Genomic DNA, 19027 nt, shown 5'->3' with positions numbered 1-19027 from the left:
CCGGTTTTAAAAATGAGTGAAAACCCAGTACAGCCCGGCGGAAAGCAGTATTGAGGCCGGCAGCGTCAGAACCCAGGCCATCAGCAGGTTGCGCAGGGTCGACATTTGCAGGCCGGAGCGGTTGGCCGCCATGGTGCCGGCGATACCGGAAGACAGCACGTGAGTGGTCGAAACCGGCAGGCCGAAGGCATCCGCCGCACCTATGGTGGTCATCGCCACCAGCTCGGCGCTGGCGCCCTGGGCGTAGGTCAGGTGGCTTTTACCGATTTTTTCCCCAACGGTAACCACGATGCGCCGCCAGCCGACCATGGTGCCAAGGCCGAGAGCAATCGCCACCACCACCTTGACCCAGAACGGGATAAAGCGGGTGGCGCTGTCCAGATCGCCTTTCAACGCATCCAGATTGCGCTGTGAATCGGCGGAAAACTGAAGCTGCTTTTCCGCTTTCAGGTGCTTGATGGTTTCCGATGCCAGATACATATCGTTACGGGTGTTGGACACCGCCTGCGCCGGGATCTTGTCGACAGAACCGTACTGGCGGACCTGATCGCCAATGGCGCCGGTCAGTTGCGCCAGCGCGGGTACCACTTCCGGCGTCAATTCGTTGGTACGTACGTAACCGGTAAGCACCTCGCGCGGCGGTATCTGGCTGACCGCCGGGAATTGGCGCAACAGATCGTTTTTGGTGACCTCCGCCAACGCGGCCACGCGCGGGATTTGCTCCGGCGACATCGAGCGGTTCAGGGCATAGGCGATCGGCATGGTGCCGACCAGGATCAGCATGATCAGGCCCATGCCTTTTTGCCCGTCGTTGGAGCCGTGGGCGAAGGAGACACCGGTACAGGTAAGGATCAGCAAACCCCGGATCCACAGCGGCGGCGGCGCATCATTTTTGGGGGCGGTGTACAACTGACGGTTTTTAACGAACATCTTCAACGCCAGCAGCAGCAGGGCGGCAAACACAAAACCGATCACCGGTGAAAGCAGCAACGCATAGCCCACTTTAATCGCCTGTCCCCAGTCCACGCCGCTGGTGCCGGTGCGGCCGTGGATCAGGGCGTTAGCCACCCCCACGCCGATGATGGAACCAATCAGCGTATGTGACGAGGAGGCAGGCAGCCCAAGCCACCAGGTGCCCAGGTTCCAGATAATCGCCGAGAACAGCAGGGCATAAACCATGGCAAAACCGTTACCGGTACCGGCTTGCAGGATCAGTTCAACCGGCAGCAGTGAAATGATGCCGAACGCCACTACGCCGCTGGAGAGCAAGACGCCGAGGAAGTTGAAAAATCCCGACCAGACCACCGCTACCATCGGCGACAGTGAATGGGTGTAAATCACGGTGGCTACCGCATTGGCGGTATCGTGAAAACCATTAACGAATTCAAAGCCCAGCGCAATAAGCAGCGCTAACCCCAATAAAAGGAAAGGGAGATAGCTGGTATAAACCGCACCGGCGTCGGTCACGTCGTTAAATAGATTCACTCCGGCAAAAGCGATCCCCAGTACTAATAAAAAAACAAAAAAAAGAACAGTGAGTCGACTGTTCTTTTGGTAGATTTTTGGCAGGCTGGACGCAGTTGGAACACCTGCTTGAACGGCGCTGTTATCGCTCATAAAGGACCTTCCCGATAAACTTCATTAGAATACTGACGGTGATGAACGGCGTTGCCATGAAAGTATTGGGAAATAATGTGACTTTTTTATGACGGTAATATTAATCATCTGGAAAAGTGAAAATAATTAACGTTGATATTTAAAGATTGATATAAAGGCTGAGTCTGGTTTATTGATTAATGCGGTTATTCGGGATAAAGATTTATGGTTCAGACGGTTGCGGATAAAATGCACAAGCTCGATTTTGACGATGAAGTTACCGGGCTGATTTACGGCCACGTGTTCCGCACGGGAGAACCGCCGCTGCGCGTCTCTTCGCAGCAGGCCTGCCAGGCTTACCAGGCTCTGTCGCCGGGCGAAGGGTTTATCTGGCTGCACCTCAATCTGAACCATGCGGCGGCAGAAAAATGGCTGAAAAATCACTTCGCGATTTCCGATTTTTTCTTCGACGAAATCCGCCACGGCTCACACACCACGCGCATAGAACGGCAAGGGGATGACCTGTTTGCGGTGCTCAACGACGTGATTTTCCACCCCAAAGAAAATAACCCGGAGATCGCCACGCTGTGGTTGTATTGCCGCAGCGGGCTGGTGGTTACCGTGCGCCACAAGCCGCTGCGGTTGATCGAACGGCTGCTGAGTCGTCTGGGGCCGTTGCAACTGGCCTCGTCCACCGAGCTGTTGGCGCATTTGCTGGAAGAACAGGAAGATGTGCTGGAGCAGGTGGTGCGGCAGGCCAACCAGTATGTCGACACCATTGAAGATCGCCTGCTGAGTAACCATGTGAAACGCAACCGCACCGAACTGGGTCGCATGCGCCGCATGCTGTTGCGTTTTCAGCGCCTGCTGGCGCCGGAGCCGGCCGCGCTGTTCCGCCTGCTGAACCGGCCACCGGCCTGGCTAAGCCGGGACGTGGTGCAGGATCTGCGGCAGTTCACCGAAGAGTTCACCGTGGTGCTGAACGATCTGGCCAGCCTGACCGAGCGCATTCGCCTGCTGCAAGAGGAGATCGGCGCCAAGCAGATGGAGCAGAACAACCGTACGCTGTACACCCTGACGGTGATCACCGTGCTGGCGCTGCCGATTAACATCGTCGCCGGTTTCTTCGGCATGAACGTGGGGGGGATCCCGCTGGCCAGCAATCACCACGGATTTATTCTGCTGGTGTTGCTGGTCGGCGGTTTTACGTTGATCACCGGTTATCTGGCGTTCAGACGCCGGGATGAAAGCTGATTACAGTCTCGCCCGGTACTCTTCTTCCAGCCTGGCGTGAGTGCTCCAGAACGGGCGCGGCTGGCGATCGTGCAGGCGGTCCAGCAGGATATCGAGATGGGTGTGCCAGCCGCCGGCCACGCTCAGCATGTCGTCGCGGTTAGCCAGGCGTCGGTGGGTGACCGTCAGCAGCACGGCGTTGTCCTGTTCGGTCAGTTCAAACGTCACTTCGGAAGGGCGACCCTGCTCCTGTTCCGCCCAGGTAAAGCTCAACAGCCGCGGCGGGAAAAGGCAGGTGATATGACCGAGGTGTTTGCCGTTGCAGTCGCTTTGCTTGTATTTGGCGGGGGTCTGCTCGTGTTCGCCCGTCAGTTCCGAATTGCGAAATACCAGCTCCACCGCAGCGCCTTTTTCCAGCGTCATCACGCCGGCGGCCAGCCAGGTGGCGCGTTTGTCGGATTCCGTCAGGTAGGCCCAGACCCGCTCGATCGGGCCTGGCAGCAGCCGCTGAATGCGCAGCGTGCCGGTTTCAATAATCATACCGTAGTCGTTCATGGTTCACTCCTTGGGAGGATACTGTTCAGGCTGTCGCAGCGCGACTTCCAGCGCGTCCAGCCGTTCTGTCCAGAAATGCTCGTAGGTTTGCAGCCATTGCATGGCCTGCGCCATTGGCCCGGGTTCAAGCCGGCAGATATGGTTTCTTCCCTGCACGGTTCGCTGCACCAGACCGGCAAGCTCCAGTGCTTTGATATGCTTGGAGGCGCCGGCAAACGACATCTGCAACGGCGCGGCCAGTTCACCAATGCTGTGCTCGCCGTCAGCCAGCGCACGCAAAATAGCGCGGCGCGTTGGGTCGGAAAGCGCGTGGAAAATGGCGTCCAGCTGTGAGGAAGATAATTTAACCATATGGTTGAATATAGAACAGCGAGGTGAATATTCAACCGGTTTGTTGAATATTTTTTTGTTATTGCCCCGGCAGGTTAACCGGGGCGGGGAGATCAGCGCCCCGTTTGCGCCAGCAGCGCGTTGAGCAGCACATTGGCACCGGCGGTGGCCCAGGCGGGCGAAATATTTTCCAGCTCGTTGTGGCTGATGCCGTCCACGCAGGGAATAAAAATCATCGCCGTGGGGGCCACCCGGCTCAGGTAACAGGCATCGTGACCCGCGCCGGAAACCATCTCCCGGTGCGAATACCCCAGCGCCTGCGCGGCCTGGCGCACGCTGTCGATACAGTTTTCATCAAAGCGTATCGGCCGATACTGGAAGATGCGTTCGGCATGAGCGCTCAAGGTGCCGGCATCCACCTCTGCGACCGCCGCCAGCAATCGCTGCTCCATCTGTTCCAGCACCGCCTCCTGCGGATGACGGAACTCGACGCTGAAAAACACCTTGCCCGGCACCACATTGCGCGAGTTGGGGGTGATTTGCGCCATGCCTACCGTGGCACGCGCATCCGGCATGAAATCCAGGCCGATCTGATTGACCGCCGTGACCATGGCGGCAAAGCCGAGCAGGGCGTCGCGACGCCGTTCCATCGGCGTGGTGCCCGCATGGGCGCTGAAACCGATGATCTCCAACTCGTACCAGCGCTGGCCCTGCGCGCTGGTCACCACGCCAATCTCGATGTTTTCCGCCTCGAGGATCGGGCCTTGTTCGATATGCAGCTCAAAGGCGGCGTGGATAGGACTGCCGCCGACCGGATCTGCGCCGTCATAACCGATGTGCTTCAGCGCTTCGCCGATGCTGACGCCCTGCGCATCGCGGCGCGACAGGCCATATTCTTCATCGAACACGCCGGCAAACACGCCGGAGGCGATCATCGCCGGGGCGAAGCGGGCACCTTCCTCGTTGGTCCAGTTAACCACCTCCAGCGCGCGCTCGGTAGCAATCTGACGATCGTTCAGGGTGCGGATCACTTCCAATCCGGCCAGCACGCCATAGATGCCGTCAAAGCGCCCGCCGTTGGGCTGGGAGTCGACGTGGGAGCCGGTGACGACCGGCGCCAGTTCCGGGTGGGAGCCTTCGCGGCGCAAAAACATATTGCCCATGCGATCGACCCGCACGCTGCATCCCGCGTCCAGCGCCCAGGCACGCAATTGATCGCGCGCCTGACGATCTTCCTCGCTCAGCGCCAGCCGGGTGACACCGTCTTTCGGGATGGCGCCGAACTGCGCCATATCGAGCAGGCTTTGCCACAGACGTTCGCCGTTAACCTGAGGGATCATTTTTTCTCTCCCGACGGTTTTACGGCATAGCGGAAATCGCAGCAGGGCGCGCCGGACATAATGGTTTGGGTGCGTTGCAGCTCGACGTCCGGCGCATAACCGACGATAAACTGGCTGTCGCGGGCGCAGGACAGCAGATGGCCAATCTCCCCCAGCCCCATCTCGTGATACATCTCGGCATAGCGGCAGCGGGTGACGTTATAGTCGAACTGCTGCTCGTCTTGATGGATCACTTTAACCTGCAGCGCGTCGTCTTTTTCCCACAGATACTGCAAGGCGGCGAAACTCTGCAAATCGGCGCCATTCGGCTCCTGCGCGGCAAACTGCTTGCCCGCATCGATGGCGGCGTTTTCAATGGCTTCGCCAATCACCGCCTGCGCGCGCTCTTTGCCGATCTCGCGCACCAGAATCTGGTAGATCGGTTTGATGATCTCGGCCTCGATACGCCGACGGGCCAGAATGCCCAATTCGTTTTTTGCACAGCTCATCACCTTGCTCCCCTTGCTTTATTGTTGTGTTTTAGCGCCGCCCAACACGCTCTGCGGCTGCCATTTGCCGTCGACCACCTTGTAGAGGGTGAAGCTTGGCTGTTGCAGGTTGCCCTGCGGATCGAATGCGATGCTGCCGGTGACGCCCTGATAATGAATGGCGCGCAGTTTCGGCAGATAATCGGCCGGATTGGCGGATCCTGCCTGCTCGATGGCGGCAATCAATACCCGGGTGGCGTCATAGGCGAACGGCGCATGCAGTTCGATGTGGGTCTTGTAGCGGTCGCGGTAAGCCTGCTCAAAGGCTTTGCCGCCCGGCATCCGCTCCAGCGGCAGGCCCGGTTCCAGCGCCACCACGCCTTCGCCTTCTTTCTGCGCCAGCGTCAGGAAGGTTTGGCTGACGAAGCCGCCGGCGCCCATCAGTTGAGCGTTCATGCCCAGCTGTTTGATGCGGCGGGCCAGCGGTGCCGCCTGTGAATCCACGCCGCCGAAGAAGATCAGATCGGCATTCTTGCTGCGAACGGTGGTCAGCACCGCGCTGAAATCGACGGTTTTGTCATCGACGTATTCACGCGCTACCGGCTGTATGCCCTGCGCCGCCAGCGACTTGATAAACTCGTCCGCCAGCCCCTGGCCGAACGCGGTGCGATCGTCGATTACCGCAATGCGTTTGGCTTTCAGCACCTTGACGGCATATTCACCGGCGTAATTACCGCCGTCGTCATCATGGCCCATCACGCGGAAGCTGGTATCAAACCCCTGTTGAGTATAGGCATGGCCTGTGGCAACAGGGGCAACCTGGGCAATGCCGGCATCGTGATAAATGCGTGCCGCCGGGATGCTGGTACCGGTATTCCAGTGGCCGACCACGCCGGCGACGCCTTCGTCCACCAGGCGCTGCGCGACTGCAACGGCGGTGCGCGGGTCGGACTGGTCGTCTTCGGAAAGCAGTTTAAAGGTGACAGGTTTGCCGTTCAGCGTCGGCTTCTGGGCGTTGGCATCGGCGATCGCCAACTGAGCGCCGTTTTCCAGATCCTTGCCGATACGGGCGGAAGGGCCGGTCAGCGGGCCGGCCAGACCGATCAGAATGGTGTCGGCGGCCTGCGCAGGCGCGGCGGCGCCAAGGGTAGCCAGAACGGCGGCGGCCAGGGCCAGCGGCTTAAAGCGAGTTATCTTGTTCATGTAAAACTCCCGGTGCGGTTAAAAGTAAAAACGGCTATTCGCCCAGATAGGCTTGTTTGATTTTTTCATCGTCGAGCATGCCGGCAGACCGGCCGCTGTGGCTCAGGCTGCCGCTGTCCAGCACGTAGGCGCGATCGGTCGATTCCAGCGCCAGCCGGGCATTCTGTTCCACCAGCAATAGCGTGACGCCGTCACTGGCAAGGGTTTTGATCACGTCAAAAATGGCGTCGACCACGATCGGCGCCAGGCCCATTGACGGCTCATCCAGCACCAGCAGACGTGGCCGGCTGAGCAGCGCACGGCCCATCGCCACCATCTGTTGTTCGCCGCCGGAGAGCAGCCCGGCTTGTTGCCGCAGCCGTTCGCGCAGGCGTGGGAAAAGGGCGCAAACCCGCTCCAGATCCTGCCGTACCGCCGGTTTGTCGCGGCGGGAGTAAGCGCCAAGCTGCAAATTCTCCAGCACCGTCATGCGGGCGAAAATGCCGCGGCCTTCCGGCACCATCACCAGCCCCTGTTGCAGCAGCCGATGCGGAGGAACTCCGCGAATGGACCGGCCGTCGAACAGAATGTCTCCTTCAAAGGGTTGCAGGCCGGTCAACGCACGCAGGCTGGAGGTTTTGCCCGCGCCGTTGGCCCCGATCAACGTCACCTGCTCGCCGTGATTAACCGTGAAATCGATGCCTTTTACCGCATGGATGCCGCCGTAAGACACTTTCAGCCGTTTGACTGACAGTAAAGGTTCAGACATGCGCAGATCCTCCCAGATAAGCCCGGATCACCGCCGGTTCGCGCCTTACCTGCGCCGGTTCGCCTTCGGCGATGACTTTGCCGTAGTCGAGCACCGTCAGGCGGTCGCACAACCCCATCACCAGTTTGACGTCGTGCTCTATCAGCAGCAGGGTTTTGCCGCTTTCGCGAATGCGTTGCAGCAGCTCGCGCAGCGCCACTTTCTCTGCGGCGTTCATGCCGGCGGCCGGTTCATCCAGCGCCAATAATTGCGGATCGGTTGCCAGCGCCCGGGCAATTTCCAGCCGCCGCTGGTGGCCGTAGGAAAGATCGCCGGCGCGGTAGTGGGCAAACTGACTGATGCCGACGTACTCCAGCAGCGCGTGGGATTTCTCCCGCGTTGCCTGTTCTTCCTCACGGGCGCGGCGGTGGCGTGAAATCGCCGCCCACAGACCGTTGCGGGTGCGCACATGGCAGCCCACCATCACGTTTTCCAGTACGCTCATCTCGTTGAACAGCCGCAGGTTCTGGAAGGTGCGGGCGATGCCGGCCTGCACGACTTGGTCGATCGCCTGCGGTTTGTAGCGACGATCCAGCAGGCGGAACTCGCCGCCATCGGCGCGGTACAGGCCGGTAATCAGATTGAAGCAGGTGGTTTTACCGGCGCCGTTCGGCCCGATCAGCCCGTAGATTTCCCCCCGGCGGATACTCATGCTGACGTCATCCACGGCGGTCAGCCCGCCAAAGCGTTTACTGACGTGGTTAAGGGCGAGCAATGGCGTCATGATGCAGCTCCCGATTGATGACGCGCCGGCCACAGGCCAGCCGGGCGATACAGCATGACCAGAATCAGCGCCAGGCCGTAGAACAGTTGGCGGATAATTTCCGGATCGACCCACACCTGGCCGAACAGGGCCTGTTGCAGCGGCCCCATGGTGCTGCGCAGCAGTTCAGGCAGCGCCGCCAGCAGCAAGGCGCCGAGGATCACGCCGGGAATGTGGCCCATGCCGCCCAGCACCACCATCGCCAGTACGGCTATCGATTCTTGCAAGGTGAAGGATTCCGGTGAGACGAACCCCTGGAATGCGGCAAATAGCGCGCCGGCGATGCCGCCGAAAGTGGCGCCGATGGCGAACGCCAGCAGCTTGAAGTTACGGGTGTTGATGCCCATCGCCCGCGCGGCGTCCTCATCTTCGCGGATGGCGGTCCAGGCGCGGCCGACCCGCGAATGTTGCAGGCGCAGGCAGATAAACAGGATCGCCAGCAGCAGGGCGGCGAACAGGTAGTAATACAAATACAGCGAGGAGAAACGGATGCCGAACCACTCATGCATGCCGGAAAACTTCAGGCCGAACAGGCTGACCGGATCGATGCCGGAAATGCCCTTTGGGCCGTTGGTGATATTGACCGGGCGGTCGAGATTGCGCATCAGAATGCGCACGATTTCGCCAAAGCCCAGCGTGACGATCGCCAGATAGTCGCCGCGCAGACGCAGCGTCGGTGCGCCGAGCAGGATGCCGCACAGCGCCGCCAACACGGCGGACAACGGTATCAGCAGCAGAATCGACAGATGCAAGCCATCCGGAAACCAGTGCAGAAGCAGCGGAAACTGTTCGGTCAGGTGCGGCGATGACAGCAGCGCGGTCAGATAGGCGCCGACCGCGTAAAAGGCGATAAACCCCATGTCCAGCAGGCCGGTCAGACCGACGACGATATTCAGCCCCAGAGCCAGCATCAGATACAGCAGCGCGAAGTCGATCACCCGCACCCAGTAGTTGCCGCCGGCGGCCCCGGCCAGCCAGGGAGCCAGCAGCAGGCCGAGCATGAACAGCGCGACGCCGAGCCTGGCGCGGCCTGGGGTGGCGGTTTGCAGATTGGTGGTCAGAACGGTCATTTTATCTCCTCAGGCGCGGGTGGCGACGCGCTCGCCCAGCAGCCCGGATGGGCGTAATACCATCACCGCAATCAGAATCAGGAAGGCGAAAACGTCCTGATAATTGCTGCCGAAGGTGCCGCCGGTCAGTTCGCCGAGATAACCGGTACCCAGGGATTCAAATAGCCCCAGCAATAGTCCGCCGAGCATGGCGCCGCGCAGGTTGCCGATACCGCCCAGCACCGCGGCGGTAAACGCCTTGATGCCAGGAAGAAAGCCCATGGAGAAGCCGGCGTTGCCGTAGTTGCTGGCCATCATAATGCCCGCTACCGCCGCCAGCGCGCCGCCGAGAGCGAAGGTCAACACGATCACCCGGTTGGGATCGATGCCCATCAGGCCGGCGACCTGCGGGTTTTCCGCCGTGGCGCGCATCGCGCGGCCAAAACGCGAGTGTTCGACCAGCAACAGCAGCCCGGCCATCACCAACACGGCGACAACCAGCGTGGCGATACCGGTGCCGGTGATCACCGCCGGTGCATGCCCGGCGCTGCCCTGGGTCAAGGCGATGGGGGACATGGGCAGCAGTTGCGGGAACATCAACGGATTGCGCGACCAGATCAGCATCGCCAACGTTTGCAGCAGCAGCGAGACGCCAATACCGCTGATCAACGGCGCCAGGCGCGGGGCATTGCGCAAGCGGCGATAGGCCAGGCGTTCGATGCCCATCGACACCAGCGCGCAGATCGCCATGGCGAACGCCGTCGCCAGCAACAGTACCCAGTACGGCGACAGGGAGGGAAAATGATGCTGCAACACGCCGATGGCAGACAGGGCGCTCAGCGCGCCGACCATCAGCACGTCGCCGTGGGCGAAATTGATAATGCGCAAAATGCCGTACACCATGGTGTAGCCCAGGGCGATCAGCGCATAAATACTGCCGAGCATCAGTCCGTTGACGGTCTGCTGTACCAGCGTATCCATAGGAGGGAGTCCCGAAAATAATGATTCAGGAGGCTCACAGTAGAGAATTTAAAAAAATTGTAAAATACGGAAAAATAATTTCTTATATAAAAAATGTGTGTTTTTAATTTATTGATTTATTTGTATATTAATTTCAACCCGCAGCCGATTTTTTACCAAAATAGTCAATATATGAAAAAAACAGAAGAATACGAGGCGCTGCTGCCGAACGATCCGCCGCTGCGCGCTGTAAGGGCGTTCGAGGCTATCGCCCGCCTGGGCAGCATTACCGCGGCAGCGAAGGAGCTTGCGATCTCGCCTTCGGCCGTCAGCCATCAGCTCAAAACGCTGGAGGCTTTTCTGCAAATGCCGCTCACCGAACGGCAGGGCCGCAACCTGATCCTGCGCAGCGAAGGGCGCGAGTATTACCGCTCGATCCGCTCGGCGTTTAACGTGTTGCGCCAGGCGACGGAGCATGTGCGTGAGCAATCGGCTTCCCGGCAGGTGACCATCAGCCTGATCCCGCTGTTCGGCATGGGCTGGTTTATTCCGCGTTTGCACGGTTTTCTGCGCGAGAATCCCGATATCGACATCAACGTTGTGTACGCCAATCACCGCAACTATCTGAGCGACGCCGCCGATATGTCGATTCGCTTTGGCGTGGGGCAATGGACCGGCTATCGCAGCGAAAAGCTGATGTCCGGCAAAATGGTGCCGGTGTGCAGCCGCAGTTTTATCAGGCTGCACGGGCTGCTGGATACGCCGGATCAACTTTTGCCGCTGCCGTTGTTGCACGACGAAGAACGCAATACCTGGATGCAGTGGTTCCAGCAGGCCGGCGTCAGGCGGCCGCTGCGCAGCACCGGGCCGATGTTCGAGGATGGCCTGCTGACGCTGGCGGCGGTGCAGTCGGGGCTGGGCTGCGCCCTGATGCGCGAGCCGCTGATCGAACCCTATCTGAACAGCGGCGAGCTGGTTAAGTTGTTTGACAGGCCGATTGACGATGGCCGCGATTATTACCTGTGCGTACGGGCAGACAGCGAGCTGTCGCAAGAAGGGCTGAACCTGCAGAAATGGTTGCTGCGCGAGGCCGCAGGCCAATAAAGATATGCGCGCTAACTGCCTGAATTGACTATCCTGAATAGAGTGTAATGGGCCAACAGGAATGTCCGATGACTGCAGAAAACGAGCTGGAACAAACGCCAAAAATGAGTCTGCCGCTGCTGGCCGGCGGCGCGTTGGGCGTGGTGTTCGGCGATATAGGCACCAGCCCGCTGTATACGCTGAAAACCGTGCTTTATCTGTCTGGCGATGCGCCGTCCGCCCCGGTGATCCTCGGCTTGTTGTCGCTGATTTTCTGGACGCTGGTGATAGTGACCTCGCTCAAATACGCCATGTTCGCCATGCGGATCGATAACCGCGGCGAGGGCGGGATTATGGCGCTGATGTCGCTGCTGGTCAGCAAGAAGAGCGCCCGGCCGATGGTGGTGTTCGCCGGCCTGTTCGGTGCGGCGCTGATTTATGGTGATGGGGCGATCACCCCGGCGATCTCGGTCTTGTCGGCGCTGGAAGGGTTGAACATTGTTCTGCCTGAATCGCAGCCCTATATTTTACCTGCGGCGGTGGTGATCCTGGTCAGCTTGTTCGCCATTCAGCCGCTGGGCACTGCACGTATCGGCAAGGTGTTTGGCCCGATTATGGCGCTGTGGTTTTTTTCCATCGCGGCGTTGGGCATCTGGGGCATTATCCAGCACCCTACGGTGCTGATGGCATTGAATCCTCTGTATGGCATTGATTTCCTGTTTTCAAACGGGGTGACCAGTTTTCTGGTGCTGGGCGGTGTTTTCCTCTGCGTTACCGGCGCAGAAGCGTTGTACGCCGATATGGGGCACTTCGGCAAAAAGCCGATCTGGCTCGCCTGGTTTGGCATCGTTTTCCCCAGCCTGTTGCTGAACTATGCCGGGCAGGCCGCGCTAATTCTTTCTGGCGCGGACGTCACTCAAAATATCTTCTTCCGCCTGTGTCCGCCGATGCTGCAAATCCCGCTGGTGATCCTGGCCACTCTGGCCACCATCATCGCCAGCCAGGCGATCATCAGCGGGGCCTTTTCCATGACCCGTCAGGCGATTCAGCTTGGCTGGTTGCCGCGCCTGCGGGTGAAGCAAACCACCGAGGAGAGCTACGGCCAAATTTACATCGGCGCCATCAACTGGTTGCTGATGACGGTGACGGTCTTTCTGACGGTGTTCTTCAAATCCTCCGATAACCTTGCCGCCGCTTACGGCATCGCCGTTTCGCTTACCATGATCATGACCAGCGGTTTGCTGTTTGTGGCGATGCGTGAAGTGTGGCGCTGGGGAAGGGTCACCAGTTTGCTGGTTGCGGGAGGCTTCTTTATCGTCGATCTCAGTTTCCTGTTGGCAAACCTCAGCAAGGTGATGCAGGGCGGCTATGTACCGTTGCTGCTGGCCAGCCTGGTTTATGGCGTGATGCTGATCTGGCATCGCGGCGTGGCGGCAGCTTCACGCACTCTGGGTGAAAAGAGCATGCCGCTGGCGGATTTCCTGGCGCAGATCGAAGCGCAGGCCATTCCTCGGGTACCGGGTACGGCGATATTTCTTACGCGTAGTATGAATGGCACGCCGCCGGTGATGAAATGGCACGTCAAACGTAACGGCTCGTTGCACACCGATGTATTGACGCTGAACATCATGATCGTGAACGAACCGCGCGTGGCGAATGCCGAGCGGTTGGTGATGCGGCAACAGTCACCGGGCTTCTGGTGCGGCGTGGCCAGTTACGGCTTTATGGAGCGGCCGAACATCCCCCGGTTATTGCACCACGCCGAGGCGCAGAAAACCGGGTTTAATTTTGACGATGCCACCTACTATCTGGGGCATGAAACCGTGGTGCGCCGCGAAGACAACGACAGGTTACCGGCGTGGCAGCGCAGTATCTTTGCGTTGATGGTGCGTAACGGCATGCACGTGACGGATTACTACTACCTCCCCAGCGATCAGGTGGTTGAGATCAGCCGCCGGGTGCCGGTGTGACGGTCTGGCTATAGGTTAAAAGCAACGGTTATTTAGCCGCAAGCATGGCGCAGGCTATAGTGCGGTGGCGCGATGTGCGCGGCTTTGCTCCGAGGGTTTATGTCACAGTTCGATCTTGTTGCTTTGGCGGCCGGTTTGCCGCAGGCATGGCGTTCCAGCATCCTGGGGCGCGTCGGTTCGGCCAATATCAAAGTGCTGCGAATGGATCAGCGCGCCATTGACGATGAGGTTCACGAATACCATGAGGCGCTGCTGGTGATTGAAGGCCAACTGCGGTTGGCGGTGCAGGGCGAAGAAATTACGGTGAACGCCGGGCAACTGTATCAGGCCATGGCCGGCGTGCCGCACCGCGTATTGGCGGGCAGCCACGGCACGCTGGTGATTGTCGATTTACCCGAGAATTAATCGCCCAGCGCGGACAACGCCACGTCAACTGCCGCCAGCAATCGCTCTTTTGTGACGCCGTCACGTGCTTGTATCGATAGCCCGTGCAAAAAGACCGCGAAGTAATCGCCGAGGCTGTCCGCGTCGGTATCCGCCGGCAGCTCCCCGTTTTGCACCGCCAGCCGCAGCCGCTCAATAATGCCCTGGGTACGCAGCAGGCGGTGTTCCGCCAGCCAGGTTTTGATGCCGCTGTTTTCAGCGCTGACGCTGGCGGCGGAGGAGACCACCATGCAACCCTGCGGCAGATCGGCGCGGCTATAGAGCGCCACCGCGTCTTCCAGCAGGCGCTTTATCGCCGCCCGCACGCCGGTTTCCTCACTGAACGCGCGCTCGGCAAAGCCGCCTTCATGGCTTTCGTAGCTGGCGATGGCTTCGCGGAACAGCAATTCCTTCGAACCGAACGCCTTGTAAATACGCGCGGAGGCGATACCCAGTTCGGCCACCAGATCCGACATCGAGGTGCCTTCGTATCCCTGGCGCCAGAAGAGATCCCGTGCCTTCAGTAATGCCTGTTCACGGTCGAATTCGCGTGGTCTGCCTGCCATCGGTCGGCTCCTGTTTGCCTGTCATTCAGTGGGATAGGATCGCTTAAATCGCCCCCGACGCCAACGAATTTCTAAAATCTGCTTGCTGCAGGATTCATTTAAGCCTATTGTTTGTCAATCGACAACCAATAGGAGTTTACGATGAAAACCTTGAAAGGTCCAAGCCTGCATCTCGCACAATTCAGTGACGATACCGCCCCCTTCAACAGCCTGCCCGCCATTGCGCAATGGGCGGCGGACACCGGTTTTAAAGCGCTGCAAATCCCCGCATGGGATCGCCGCTTGTTCGATTTGGCTACCGCCGCGGAAAGCCAGACTTACTGCGATGAACTGATCGGCATGCTGGCAGACAAGGGGCTGGTCGTCAGTGAACTGACCACCCACATTTTTGGTCAGTTGATGGCGGTGCACCCGGCTTATGACGCGCTGTGCGACAGCTTTGCGCCGCCGGCGCTGCACGGCAACCCGCAGGCTCGCGGCGAATGGGCGCGGCAACAGCTGCTGTTGGCGGCCAAAGCTTCCGCGCGGTTGGGGCTGAGCGACATGGGCACTTTTTCCGGTTCGTTGGCGTGGCCCTATCTGTTCCCGTTCCCGCAGCGCCCGGCCGGGTTGATCGAGACGGCGTTCGATGAACTGGCGAAACGCTGGTTGCCGGTGCTGAATGCCTGCGACGAGCAGGGCGTGAACCTGTGTTATGAAATTCACCCCAGTGAAGACCTGCACGACGGCGTGACGTTTGAAATGTTCCATCAGCGCGTCGGCGGTCACCCGCGCTGCCAGATCCTGTTCGATCCGAGCCACTTCGTGCTGCAACAGCTGAACTACCTGGATTACATCGATATCTATAAAGACTTTATCCGCATGTTCCACGTCAAGGACGCCGAGTTCAACCCGACCGGGCGGCAGGGCATCTATGGCGGTTACCAGTCGTGGACCGAACGCGCCGGGCGTTTCCGCTCGCTGGGCGACGGCCAGGTGGATTTCAAAGGCATTTTCTCCCGGCTGACGCAACACGGCTACGCCGGTTGGGCGACGCTGGAATGGGAATGCTGCCTCAAGCACCCGCAGGACGGCGCCCGTGAAGGGGCGGCTTTTATCCGCGACCATATCATCAACGTCACCGACAAGGTGTTTGATGACTTTGCCGGCGCGCCGGTCGACCAACAACAGATCAATACTTTGCTCGGCCTGCGCTGAGCCACGCTATTCCACCACGGAGAACACCCATGAAAATGCAAAATAACGGGTCCATGCTGAATGGACCTGAACCCGAACACGTCTATGCACGGGTCAACGGCAACCGCATTCACTGCGTCACCCTCGGCGAAGGCCGGCCGGTATTGTTGATCCCCGGCTGGCCGCAGACCTGGTATACCTGGCGCTATGTGATGCAGGCGCTGGCAGCGGCCGGCTTTAAGGCGATTGCGGTGGATCCGCCGGGCATCGGCGATTCGGATAAACCCACCGGCGGTTACGACACCGGCAGCGTCGCCGCCGTGCTGCACCAGACCATGCTGCAGCTTGGGCACCCGAGTTATGCGTTGGTCGGCCACGATATTGGCATGTGGATCGGTTATGCGATGGCCAGCGACTATCCACAGGCGGTGGAAAGACTGGTGCTGACCGAAGCGGTGATCCCAGGGCTGGCCCCCGCACCGCCGATTTTTGTGGCGCCGGACCAAAACATCTTCCTGTGGCATTTCATGTTCAACCAACTGGCGGATCTGCCGGAGGCGTTGACGCTGGGGCGCGAGAGGGAGTATCTCGGCTACATCTTTAACCGCTGGTCTTATCGCCGCGATCGGGTGGCTGCAGAGACCTATATCGCCGCTTATTCCGCACCGGGCAGCCTGCGCGCCGGCTTTGATTACTACCGCGCCATTCCCGAGACCGTGCGGCAAAACCAGCGGCGTGCCGAGAGCCGGCTCGAAATGCCGGTGATGACCATCGGCGCAGAGCACGCCACTGGCGATGCGCCTTTTGTCACGTTGCGGGATAACGCCGTGGATCTGCGGGGTGAGACGGTCGCCGGCTGCGGTCATTTCATTACCGAAGAGTGTCACGAGGCGTTTATCGCGCTGGTGGTGTCTTTCCTGTCAGAGGCGCAGACCGATGCCGCTTGATACGCAGATTGCCCGTTTTCTGGCGGATACGGCAGGTGCGGCGGCACCCGCCTCCCTGGCCGAGATGCGCGCCGCCGCCGAGGCTGGGTTGTTGCAGTTGCAGGGCGAAGCTGAAGCCGGCGGCGGCGTGCGGGATTTTACGGTCACCGCCAACGACGGCCATGAAATCGCCATTCGCGCCTATTTACCGCTGGGCGCGGGGGAAGGCCCCTTGCCGGCCATGCTGTACGCCCACGGCGGCGGCTGGTGCCTGGGGTCGTTGGCGCTGTATGACCGGCCTTGCCAGGCGCTGGCCAATGCCACGGGCCGGTTGATCCTGTCGGTCGATTACCGGCTGGCGCCGGAGCATCCGTTCCCTCGGCCGCTGGAGGATTTTTACCAGGCATTGTGCGCAGTGGCTGAGCAGGCGGATGCGCTGGGGATTATCGCCGGGCGCATCGCGGTTGGCGGCGACAGCGCAGGCGGCAATCTGGCGGCGGCCGTGGCGTTGCTGGCCCGCGACCGCGCAGGGCCGCAAATCGAGCATCAGCTGTTGCTGTATCCGGCGCTGAGCGGCGCGATGAATACCGCCAGTTACGACGACTACGCGCAGGGGTATTTCTTGACCCGGGAAGTGATGACGTTTTGCTGGGCGACGTATTTGGGTAAAGAGGGGAAACCGCGCGACCCTTACGCCGAACCCCTGCATGCAATCACCCTGGGGCGGTTGCCGCCGGCGACCATTCTGAGCTGCGAGTACGATCCGTTACGCGATGAGGCCGAGCAGTATGCGCAGCGGTTGCGTGAGGACGGGGTGGCGGTGCGCTGCGAGCGGCTGCCGGGCATGGTGCATGCCTGCATTCATATGCTGGGGTTAACCCCGGCGGCGCGGGTGCTGTTCGACAAGGCCGTTTAATCGGGTGCTGAATGCGGCATCTGGTGTGATTAATGCCCCGCATGTGGATTGCGGGGCATTGGCGTTTCCGGCTATGGGAGTTTAACGGCCGGCGACGGTGACGAAGCGGGTCTCCAGATAGGATTCGATCGCCTCGCTGCCGCCTTCGGTGCCGTGACCGGAGTCTTTCACCCCGCCAAACGGCGTCTCAGGCAGGCCGAAACCGATATGGTTGATGCTGAGCATGCCGCTTTCCACATCGCGCCCCAGCGCGGTTACCGTGGCGATGCTGCGGCTATAGGCATAGGCCGCCAGACCGTAAGGCAGGCGGTTAGCCTCGGCGATCGCTTCCTCGTAGGTGGCAAACGGACGCAGCAGGGCGACCGGGCCAAACGGCTCTTCGGACATCGCTCGCGCGCTCAGCGGGACGTCGCGCAGCACCGTTGGCTCAAAGAAGTTGCCGCTGCCCGGCAGACGGTTGCCGCCGGTGCTGGCCTTGGCGCCCTGGTCGATGGCGTCCTTCACGAAGGCATCGATGGCGGCGACGCTGCGCTCCAGCACCATTGGCCCCATGGTCACGCCCTCATCCAATCCGTTGCCCAGTTTGATGTCGCGCACCGCTACGGTGAATTTCTCTACAAAGGCTTCATAGACGCCTTGCTGGATCAGGAAGCGGGTTGGGGCGATACAGACCTGGCCGGCGTTGCGGAACTTGGCCAGTGCCAGCTCTTTGGCGGCGGCGTCGAGATCGGCATCGTCAAAAATCAACACCGGCGCGTGGCCGCCCAGCTCCATGGTGGCCTTTTTCATATGCTGCCCGGCCAGCGCTGCCAGATGTTTGCCCACGCGGGTGGAGCCGGTGAACGAGATCTTGCGAATGGTCGGGTGCGGGATCAGGTATTCGGAGATGTCCGCCGGGGTGCCGTACACCAGCGCTATCACGCCGGCCGGGATGCCTGCGTCGGCAAAGGCTCTGATCAGCTCTGCCGGTGAGGCCGGGGTTTCTTCCGGGCCTTTGATGATGATCGAGCAACCGGCGGCCAGTGCGGCGGACAGCTTGCGCACGATCTGGTTGATCGGGAAGTTCCACGGCGTAAAGGCGGCAACCGGGCCGACCGGCAGCTTAAGGGTTTGCTGTTGAACGTCGCGGCTGCGGGCAGGGATGATTTGGCCGTAGGTGCGGCTGGCTTCGCCGGCAAACCAGTCGATGACGTCCGCCGAGTTAAGGATCTCAACCTTGGCCTGCGCCACCGGTTTACCCTGTTCCTGCGTCATGATGGCGGCGACAGAGTCTGCGCGTTCGCGCAGCAAGGCGGCGGCTTTACGCATCAGGATGGCGCGCTGATAGGCGGAGGTGTCGCGCCAGAGTTTAAAACCGCGTTCGGTAGCGGCCAGCGCCAGATCGAGATCGGCCTGTGCGGCGTGCGCCACGTTGCCGATTACCTCACCGGTTGCGGGGTTGGTGACCGGCATGGTTTTGCCGGCAACTGCGCCGCGCCATTGTCCGTCAATATAGAGTTGAGTATCTGGATACATTGTTGCCTCTTACTTTCAGGGAGTTAAACACCGTTTTCCTGCTCTGCGGCAGGATAATCAAACCCGCCGGTGCCGATCAACAGGCGCCGGGCGATGGGTAAAATACCCTACGCCGAATGAGCGCGATCGTCCAGGGAACCGCGTTGCGCACTACTCAAACGGCGTGGGT

At 60.3% G+C, this 19027-nt stretch carries 19 protein-coding genes; 7 read left to right on the top strand and 12 right to left on the bottom strand.

Features of this window, described 5'->3' with window-relative positions; translation table 11 throughout:
- Window positions 1-6: 6 nt before the first annotated feature.
- Entirely contained in the window at window positions 7-1617 is a 1611-nt protein-coding gene (locus JK621_RS11750) for an inorganic phosphate transporter (protein WP_212559955.1), read from the bottom strand.
- A gap of 204 nt (window positions 1618-1821) precedes the next feature.
- On the opposite strand from JK621_RS11750, the gene JK621_RS11745 reads away from it, so the two are divergent.
- Window positions 1822-2850, top strand: a complete 1029-nt coding sequence (locus JK621_RS11745; protein WP_212559954.1) for a transporter — start codon at window positions 1822-1824, stop codon at window positions 2848-2850.
- On the opposite strand, the gene JK621_RS11740 is transcribed toward JK621_RS11745, so the two are convergent.
- The 9 genes from JK621_RS11740 to JK621_RS11700 all read right to left on the bottom strand — a co-directional run bounded on the left by JK621_RS11740 (window position 2851) and on the right by JK621_RS11700 (window position 10304).
- Window positions 2851-3384, bottom strand: a complete 534-nt coding sequence (locus tag JK621_RS11740) for an SRPBCC family protein (protein WP_212559953.1) — start codon at window positions 3382-3384, stop codon at window positions 2851-2853. It abuts the gene before it with no gap.
- Between the two features lie 3 nt (window positions 3385-3387).
- The gene (locus JK621_RS11735) at window positions 3388-3735 is read right to left on the bottom strand and encodes an ArsR/SmtB family transcription factor (RefSeq protein ID WP_006319643.1); all 348 of its coding nucleotides are present in this window, start codon (window positions 3733-3735) and stop codon (window positions 3388-3390) included.
- Window positions 3736-3827: 92 nt separating this feature from the next.
- Window positions 3828-5054, bottom strand: a complete 1227-nt coding sequence (locus tag JK621_RS11730; RefSeq protein WP_212559952.1) for a Zn-dependent hydrolase — start codon at window positions 5052-5054, stop codon at window positions 3828-3830.
- Complete coding sequence (locus JK621_RS11725; protein WP_020439122.1) at window positions 5051-5542, bottom strand: L-2-amino-thiazoline-4-carboxylic acid hydrolase; 492 nt, start codon at window positions 5540-5542, stop codon at window positions 5051-5053. The genes JK621_RS11730 and JK621_RS11725 overlap by 4 nt, the downstream gene beginning before the upstream one ends.
- Window positions 5543-5560: 18 nt before the next feature.
- On the bottom strand, window positions 5561-6724 hold the full coding sequence (locus JK621_RS11720; protein ID WP_212559951.1) for a branched-chain amino acid ABC transporter substrate-binding protein: 1164 nt from the start codon (window positions 6722-6724) through the stop codon (window positions 5561-5563).
- 34 nt (window positions 6725-6758) lie between these two features.
- Window positions 6759-7472 (bottom strand): ABC transporter ATP-binding protein, encoded by a 714-nt coding sequence (locus tag JK621_RS11715; RefSeq protein ID WP_212559950.1) that lies wholly within the window; start codon window positions 7470-7472, stop codon window positions 6759-6761.
- On the bottom strand, window positions 7465-8235 hold the full coding sequence (locus tag JK621_RS11710; RefSeq protein ID WP_212559949.1) for an ABC transporter ATP-binding protein: 771 nt from the start codon (window positions 8233-8235) through the stop codon (window positions 7465-7467). Before JK621_RS11710 ends, JK621_RS11715 begins: the two co-directional genes overlap by 8 nt.
- Complete coding sequence (locus JK621_RS11705) at window positions 8232-9344, bottom strand: ABC transporter permease subunit (RefSeq protein WP_212559948.1); 1113 nt, start codon at window positions 9342-9344, stop codon at window positions 8232-8234. The genes JK621_RS11710 and JK621_RS11705 overlap by 4 nt, the downstream gene beginning before the upstream one ends.
- A gap of 9 nt (window positions 9345-9353) precedes the next feature.
- Window positions 9354-10304 carry a branched-chain amino acid ABC transporter permease gene (locus JK621_RS11700; RefSeq protein WP_212559947.1) on the bottom strand — a complete coding sequence of 317 codons (951 nt, stop codon included), beginning with the start codon at window positions 10302-10304 and terminating at the stop codon, window positions 9354-9356.
- A gap of 171 nt (window positions 10305-10475) precedes the next feature.
- Here JK621_RS11700 and JK621_RS11695 point away from each other — a divergent pair, with 171 nt between their 5' ends.
- The 3 genes from JK621_RS11695 to JK621_RS11685 all read left to right on the top strand — a co-directional run bounded on the left by JK621_RS11695 (window position 10476) and on the right by JK621_RS11685 (window position 13741).
- Window positions 10476-11387, top strand: coding sequence for a LysR substrate-binding domain-containing protein (locus JK621_RS11695; protein ID WP_432761926.1), 912 nt, complete (start codon window positions 10476-10478; stop codon window positions 11385-11387).
- 68 nt (window positions 11388-11455) lie between these two features.
- Entirely contained in the window at window positions 11456-13336 is a 1881-nt protein-coding gene (locus tag JK621_RS11690) for a potassium transporter Kup (RefSeq protein ID WP_212559945.1), read from the top strand.
- A 99-nt stretch (window positions 13337-13435) separates the two neighbouring features.
- Window positions 13436-13741, top strand: coding sequence for a cupin domain-containing protein (locus JK621_RS11685; RefSeq protein WP_212559944.1), 306 nt, complete (start codon window positions 13436-13438; stop codon window positions 13739-13741).
- Here JK621_RS11685 and JK621_RS11680 read toward each other — a convergent pair.
- Entirely contained in the window at window positions 13738-14325 is a 588-nt protein-coding gene (locus tag JK621_RS11680; protein ID WP_212559943.1) for a TetR/AcrR family transcriptional regulator, read from the bottom strand. The genes JK621_RS11685 and JK621_RS11680 overlap by 4 nt on opposite strands.
- 141 nt (window positions 14326-14466) lie before the next feature.
- On the opposite strand from JK621_RS11680, the gene JK621_RS11675 reads away from it, so the two are divergent.
- The 3 genes from JK621_RS11675 to JK621_RS11665 are packed head-to-tail and all read left to right on the top strand — an operon-like array spanning window position 14467 to window position 17343.
- Window positions 14467-15522: a sugar phosphate isomerase/epimerase family protein gene (locus JK621_RS11675; RefSeq protein WP_212559942.1), complete on the top strand. Its 1056-nt coding sequence runs from the start codon at window positions 14467-14469 to the stop codon at window positions 15520-15522.
- A gap of 29 nt (window positions 15523-15551) precedes the next feature.
- A complete protein-coding gene (locus JK621_RS11670; RefSeq protein WP_212559941.1) occupies window positions 15552-16448 on the top strand; it encodes an alpha/beta fold hydrolase in 897 nt (298 codons plus the stop codon).
- Complete coding sequence (locus JK621_RS11665; RefSeq protein WP_212559940.1) at window positions 16438-17343, top strand: alpha/beta hydrolase; 906 nt, start codon at window positions 16438-16440, stop codon at window positions 17341-17343. Before JK621_RS11670 ends, JK621_RS11665 begins: the two co-directional genes overlap by 11 nt.
- 81 nt (window positions 17344-17424) lie before the next feature.
- Here the strand turns inward: JK621_RS11665 and JK621_RS11660 are convergent, their stop codons facing one another.
- On the bottom strand, window positions 17425-18858 hold the full coding sequence (locus tag JK621_RS11660) for an NAD-dependent succinate-semialdehyde dehydrogenase (protein WP_212559939.1): 1434 nt from the start codon (window positions 18856-18858) through the stop codon (window positions 17425-17427).
- Window positions 18859-19027 lie beyond the last annotated feature (169 nt).

The sequence above is a fragment of the Serratia plymuthica genome, from assembly GCF_018336935.1.
Classification (GTDB): Bacteria; Pseudomonadota; Gammaproteobacteria; order Enterobacterales; family Enterobacteriaceae; genus Serratia; species Serratia plymuthica_B.
This window is presented reverse-complemented; position numbering and strand designations above follow the sequence as displayed.